General features: G+C 30.5%; 7 protein-coding genes. All 7 read left to right on the top strand.

The window, feature by feature from the left end; genetic code table 11:
- Positions 1 to 233: 233 nt before the first annotated feature.
- Complete coding sequence (gene rpsF, locus KQI77_RS08025) at positions 234 to 518, top strand: 30S ribosomal protein S6 (protein ID WP_216389928.1); 285 nt, start codon at positions 234 to 236, stop codon at positions 516 to 518.
- A gap of 17 nt (positions 519 to 535) precedes the next feature.
- On the top strand, positions 536 to 979 hold the full coding sequence (locus KQI77_RS08020; RefSeq protein WP_216389927.1) for a single-stranded DNA-binding protein: 444 nt from the start codon (positions 536 to 538) through the stop codon (positions 977 to 979).
- Positions 980 to 1,008: 29 nt separating this feature from the next.
- Positions 1,009 to 1,260, top strand: coding sequence for a 30S ribosomal protein S18 (gene rpsR, locus KQI77_RS08015; RefSeq protein WP_216389926.1), 252 nt, complete (start codon positions 1,009 to 1,011; stop codon positions 1,258 to 1,260).
- Between the two features lie 232 nt (positions 1,261 to 1,492).
- Positions 1,493 to 3,421, top strand: a complete 1,929-nt coding sequence (locus KQI77_RS08010; RefSeq protein WP_216389925.1) for a DHH family phosphoesterase — start codon at positions 1,493 to 1,495, stop codon at positions 3,419 to 3,421.
- A gap of 3 nt (positions 3,422 to 3,424) precedes the next feature.
- Complete coding sequence (rplI, locus tag KQI77_RS08005) at positions 3,425 to 3,871, top strand: 50S ribosomal protein L9 (RefSeq protein ID WP_216389924.1); 447 nt, start codon at positions 3,425 to 3,427, stop codon at positions 3,869 to 3,871.
- A gap of 30 nt (positions 3,872 to 3,901) precedes the next feature.
- Positions 3,902 to 5,776: a Lon family ATP-dependent protease gene (gene lonC, locus KQI77_RS08000; protein WP_216389931.1), complete on the top strand. Its 1,875-nt coding sequence runs from the start codon at positions 3,902 to 3,904 to the stop codon at positions 5,774 to 5,776.
- Between the two features lie 31 nt (positions 5,777 to 5,807).
- On the top strand, positions 5,808 to 7,139 hold the full coding sequence (locus KQI77_RS07995; protein ID WP_216389923.1) for a replicative DNA helicase: 1,332 nt from the start codon (positions 5,808 to 5,810) through the stop codon (positions 7,137 to 7,139).
- Positions 7,140 to 7,151: the final 12 nt, after the last annotated feature.

Raw genomic sequence — 7,151 nt, 5'->3', positions numbered from 1 at the left:
GCTCTAGTTTATCGTTTTTTAAAAAACAAGCAAAGATAAATTTTCAAAATTTTCAGACAATTTAAAGGCGAGATTATGAGAAATTTATTCAATATAAATAAATTTAATCTTTACCGCTGATTAAAGAAAATGAATAAAAACTTGCAAAAAGTTATGAAGAATGATAAAATAACTAATTGTAATCCCTGCTGTGCAGAGCACAGCCGTTAGGCCAAGGGGAGGAGGTGTAATAGATGAGAAAGTACGAAACTATATTCATACAAAACCCATCTTTAGATGAAGAAGCACTAAACGCTAACATCGAAAAGTTCAAGGGTATAATTGAAAATGGTGGTGGAACTGTTGACAACGTTGATGTTTGGGGTAAGAGAAAGCTTGCTTACGAAATAGACAAAGTTAACGAAGGTTACTATACTTTAGTAAACTTTACTGCTAGTCCTGAATTACCAAAAGAATTAGACAGAGTATTCAGAATTACTGATGGAATTATGAGACATATCATCGTAGCTGAAGCTTAATATGGAGGTAGTGTGAAATGAATAAAGTTGTTCTAGTAGGAAGACTTGTAAGAGATCCTGAATTGAGATTTGCAGCAGGCAGTGGAAATGCAGTTAGTAGATTTACTGTAGCTGTTAACAGACAATTCAAAAAGGATGAGACTGATTTTATCAGCTGTGTAGCATTTGGTAAGACAGCAGAAATAATATCACAATACTTCACTAAAGGAAAGCAAATCGCTGTTTCAGGAAGCATTAGAACTGGTAGTTATGATGCTCAAGATGGAACCAAGAGATATACAACTGATGTAGCTGTAGATACTTTTGATTTTATCGATTCAAAAGATAGTAATAGCAGTGATAATTTCGGTGGCGGATATAATTCGAATTCTAACAATTCAGCAGCTAACAATGATGCATTTGGTGGCGCTGGATTCAATGATGACATTACTCCTGTAGATGATGGAGATATGCCATTCTAAAATTCTTTTTAGGTAAGGAGGGAAATGGAATGAAAGAAAATAACAACAGAAGACCAGGCGGTAAAGTAAGAAGATCTAAGAAAAAAGTTTGTGCTTTTTGTGCAGAAAAAGCTGAAACTATAGATTACAAAGATGTAGCTAAGTTAAGAAAATATGTTACTGAAAGAGGTAAGATATTACCAAGAAGAATTTCAGGAACTTGTGCTAAGCACCAAAGAGAATTAACAGTAGCTATAAAGAGATCTAGAAATATAGCATTATTACCATTCACAACTGAGTAGTAATAATTATGAAGGACTATTCTTTTAAGAATAGTCCTTTTTTCGTTATAATAATTTATAAAGCTTTTAATGAGGATATTTGTATAAAATCAATTTATAGAATTATTGCAATAATGAACAAAAGAATTTAAAATATATATACGGACAAAATTAGTAAATATCTAATTTTAGAAAGGAGAAGTTACTAGAGCTATAAGATAGAAGACAATTGATAATAGTAACAGCTAATTTTATGAATAAGCAGAAACTGATACAATTTTGTATAATTCCTATAGTAATGTTAGGAGTTACAATGGTACTTTGTTTTTATCATTATGTAGGTGTAGCAATAGCTATATTAGCAATAATATATGTTTGTTTATTAATTAATTTATATACTTATTGGAAGAAAGATAATAATATAAATAAATTAACTAATCGCATAAGTGAATTAGTGGAAGAGCAAGCGTATAATTTGGCAACACCTATAGTTATAGTTCATGAAACTGGAGAGATTGTATGGTATAATTCAAATTTTTCAGAGATATGTAATACCAAGATAATTACTTATGAAAATATAAATAATATTGTAAAAGACATTGATATTATTGGTAGTAGTAATGAACATAGAGTGAAGATAAATAATAATATTTATAAAGTTAGATTAAGGACAATAGAACAAGATAATATTAAGTATATAATAATAACTTTTGATGATATTACTGAAATATTAAAACCTAACGATATAAAGGAAAATATAGTTCTTATAGAAGTTGATAATTTTAAAGATGTTATTGATTCTACTGAGCAGAATAATGTACCGTTATTAGTAGCAGATATTGAGAGAACAATCAATTCATATGCTACAAGCAGAAATGCAATGATAAAAAAATATGATACGAATAAATATATTTTAAGTGTTCAAGATAAGTATATACAACAAGATATAGAAGATAGTTTTCCTATTTTAGATGATATATCTAAGATTTATAAAGGTAATAAAATAGAAGTTACTTTGAGTATAGGTATAGGAAGAGGTGGAATTACTCCTTTAGAAAAAAGTAATTATGCTAATCTTGCTCTAGAATTAGCATTAGGTAGAGGCGGAGATCAAGTTGTTATTAAGGATCAAGAATGTGTGAAGTTCTTTGGTGGTAATACAAAAGAAATAGAAAAGAGAAGTAGAGTTAGAGCTAGGGTAGTTGCAAAAGCACTTATTGAACTTATACATGAGAGCAGTAAAATATATATCGTTGGACATGAAAATCCTGATATGGATTGTTTCGGATCAGCTGTGGCATTATCATCAGTAATAAGACAGTTAGGAAAAGAAAGTTTTATTGCCTTAAATAAAGATACAAAAGCAATAGAGTATTATTTGAATAAGTTAAAAGCGGATTCTAGATATGATGGAAGGTTTATTACTATACAAAATGCGTTAGAAGAACTAGATGACAATACATTAGTTCTAGTTATGGATGTTCATAATAGAGGCTATATATCAGGCATTGACATAGTTGATAAAAGTAAAAAGAAAGTTGTTATAGATCATCATAGAAGAAGTCCGGATATGATTACAGGAACTTTTTTAAGTTATATAGAGGTGTATGCATCATCAACTTCAGAAATGGTTACAGAGATGGTTCAATATATGGTTAAGGAACCAGATATAACAAGTACTGAAGCAGAAGGATTACTTGCAGGTATGTATATGGATACAAAAGGTTTTTCATTTAAGACTGGAGTTAGAACTTTTGAAGCAGCATCATATCTTAAGAGTTTAGGTGCAGATTCTATAGAAGTTAAAAAAATGTTTACGGATAATCTAGAAGATTATTTGTTAATTGCAGAAGCTATAAAATCAGCAGAAGTAGATCCAGATATACATTGTGCTGTTGCTGTATGTCCTAATAATGTTAATAGTGTTATAATTGCAAAAGCAGCTGATGAATTATTAAATATATCAGGTATTTCAGTTAGCTTTGTTTTAGGGGATATAGATGGTGAAATATATATAAGTGGTAGATCTGTTGGTGATATAAATGTTCAAGTGGTTTTAGAATCATTAGGAGGCGGTGGACATATGAATATCGCAGGTGCAAAACTTACAGGAGTAACACTTGATGAGGCTAAAAAACAATTGAATGATAAGATAGATAAATATTTAAAGGTTGGTGAATAAACTATGAAAGTTATATTATTACAAGATGTTAAGAAATTAGGTAAAAAGGGTGAAGTAATAAATGCTTCTGATGGATATGCAAGAAATTTTTTATTTCCAAAGAAATTAGCAGAAGAAGCAACTGAGAGTAACCTTCATATTTTAAACAATGTAAAGGAAAATGAAAGAAAACAAAAATTAGCTGAACTAGAAGAAGCACAAAAATTAGCTAATGAATTAAGAGGAAAAGAAATAAAGATACCAGCAAAGACAGGAGAAAATGGGAAGTTATTTGGAGCAATAACTAGTAAAGATGTAGCTGGATTAATAGAGAAACAATACAAAGTAAAGATAGATAAAAAGAAAATAGTAATGGATACAATAAAAGTAGCTGGTGGATATGAGATAGAAGTAAAATTATATCCAGAGGTTTCTACAAAGATGAGAGTAATTATTGTTCCACAAGAATAGGAGGAAGATTGCTTGAAATTCCAAGACAATATGGAGTCTCTAAAGCAAATTGCTAATGGAGAGATATCAAGAGAATCTCAGGTTAGCATTATGTTTGAGTTATTAGAAAATGTCTTAGACAGTGGTGCTGTAAGAGCTCGTACAGTAAAATACAAATTGCAAAAATATATATCATCACCTAATTTAGCGGAAAGGGTGTATGCACTTAATATGATTGCTTCTGATGGAAATGGAAAATATAATACCATACCAGCTGAAGAGGATATAGATGAAGTTATAGAAGATACTATTGACTGGATATCAGATAATGTAGCTAGAAAATATGTTGAATCTGATATAGAAACAGAAGTAGAAAAGTCTATTATGGAAAAACAAGAACGTTATATAGATGATGTGAGATTATCTGTATTACGCAAGAGAAAAGGTGGAGAAAATAAAAAGACAGAAGCAAAGTATCAAGAACTATTAAATCTTGATAAGAAGACTATAAATAAAAGTATTATGTCTATGCTAAGACCTGAAACATTTGAAGAAATTGTTGGTCAAGAAAGAGCTATAAAATCGCTTATATCAAAGATTTCTTCACCATATCCTCAACATATAATCTTATATGGACCACCAGGAGTAGGAAAAACAACAGCAGCTAGAATAGCATTAGAAGAAGCTAGAAAGCTTAAATATACTCCTTTTGATGATGAATCAAAGTTCGTAGAGGTAGATGGAACTACACTTAGATGGGATCCTAGAGAAATAGCAAATCCACTTTTAGGATCAGTTCATGATCCTATATATCAAGGTAGCAAAAGAGATTTAGCTGATATGGGAGTACCTGAACCTAAACTAGGACTTGTTACAGAAGCTCATGGAGGAATATTATTTATAGATGAAATAGGTGAATTAGATAATATCCTTCAGAATAAATTATTAAAAGTTCTTGAAGATAAAAGAGTTGAATTTTCATCTTCTTATTATGATCCAGATGATGAAAATACACCAAAGTATATAAAATACTTATTTGATAAAGGTGCACCAGCTGATTTTGTTTTAATAGGTGCAACAACAAGAGAGCCTAAGGATATTAATGCTGCATTAAGATCAAGATGTACAGAGGTATATTTTGAACCTTTATCAGCAGACAATATAAAAACAATAGTTAGAAATGCTGCTAACAAGTTAAATATAAAATTAGAAAATGGCGTAGATGAGTATATAAGTAGATATACAATAGAAGGAAGAAAAGCATGTAATATATTAGCAGATGCTTACGGATATGCATTGTATGAAGCAAATAATGCAGATAATATAACTATAAGGCTTAAGGACATTGAGGAGGTTATATCTATAAGTAGATATGTTCCATATGAGATACTTCAAAATACAGATAAATATGAAGTAGGTCATATTTATGGTTTAGGTGTAAGTGGCTTCATGGGTTCAACTATAGAAATAGAAGCGTCAGTATTTGAATCAAAGAAATCAGGAAGTGGAACTGTAAGGTTTAATGAGACAGCTGGTTCTATGGCGAAAGATTCAGTTTATAATGCAGCATCTGTTATTAGAAGAATAACAGATAAGGATATAAGAGATTATGATATTCATGTTAATGTGATTGGTGGAGGAAATATAGATGGTCCTTCAGCAGGTGCAGCTATAACATTATGTATTATAAGTGCATTACAAAATAAACCATTGAGACAAGATATAGCTGTAACAGGTGAAATATCTCTTAGAGGAAATATTAAGCCTGTAGGTGGAATATTTGAAAAAATATATGGTGCAAGAAGAAAAGGTATAAAGCAAGTTTTTGTACCTAAGGATAATGAGAAAGATGTACCTATAGGATTAACTGACATAAAGGTTAATCCAGTATCTGATATAGAAGAATTAATAAAGCAAGTTTTTTAAGAAATATAAATAAAGGATTGGAGCAGTGTGAATGGAAACACCAATTATGAGAAGTTTACCACAAAGTTTAGAAGCTGAACAATCAGTAATTGGTTCCATGCTTATTGATAAGAATGCAATCGTAAAGGTATCAGAGAAGTTAAATGAAGATGATTTTTATAGAGATGGTCATAAGGTAATATACAAAAGTATATTGGAGTTATTTAAGGAAGATACTGCAGTAGATATACTTACTGTTTTAGAATACCTTAAATCAAATGATTTATTAGAAAGAGCAGGTGGAGTTACTTATGTTACAGAACTAAGTAACTCAGTTGCTACTACAGCTAATTTACCTTCTTATATAAAGATTGTAGAAGAAAAATCATTACTTAGAAAATTAATAAAAGCATCTACAGCAATAATTGAAGATAGTTATAATAAGCAAGGGAACGTTGAAAATGTACTAGATCAAGCTGAAAAAAAGATTTTTGATATAGCAGAGAAGAAAACTTCTAATGATTTTGAATCCATAAAAGATGTTCTTGGAAGAGGATTAGAAGAAATAGAAAGATTATTTAATGATCAAGGCTCGATAACAGGAGTAGGATCTGGATTTATTGATTTAGATGCAAAGACATCAGGGTTTCAAAAAGGTGATATGGTACTAATTGCAGCAAGACCTTCTATGGGAAAGACTACATTTGCACTTAATATTGCAGAACATGCAGCTTTAAGGGAAGGTAAGAGTGTAGTTATTTTTTCACTAGAAATGTCTAAAGAACAGTTAGCTTATAAGTTATTATGTTCAGAAGCAAATGTTGATTTAGTAAAGCTAAGAACAGGAACACTAGAAGATAAAGATTGGGAGAGTATAGCAAAGGCGGCAGGACCTCTAGGAAATGCAAAAATCTACATAGATGATACAGCAGGAGTATCTGTTATGGAAATGAGATCTAAATGTAGAAGATTAAAAATAGAGTATGGAATAGATTTAATACTTATTGATTATCTACAATTAATGAGTGGATCGTCAACAGATAATAGACAACAAGAAGTATCAGAAATATCTAGATCTATAAAGGCTCTAGCAAAAGAAATGGAATGTCCTGTAATTGCATTATCGCAATTATCACGTGCACCAGAACAAAGAGCAGATCATAGACCTATGTTATCTGATTTAAGAGAATCAGGTTCTATAGAGCAGGATGCAGATTTGGTTATGTTCTTGTATAGAGATGAATACTACAATAAAGAAACAGAAGAAAAAAATGTTGCAGAATGCATAGTGGCAAAACAAAGAAATGGCCCAGTTGGAACTGTAAAACTAGCATTCTTAGGACAGTTATCAAAGTTTGGTAATTTAGATATAACTCAAAATTAACAAAAAGGGAGT

Origin of the sequence: Clostridium sp. MSJ-8, from assembly GCF_018918325.1 — a bacterium.
Classification (GTDB): domain Bacteria; phylum Bacillota; class Clostridia; order Clostridiales; family Clostridiaceae; genus Clostridium.
This window is presented reverse-complemented; position numbering and strand designations above follow the sequence as displayed.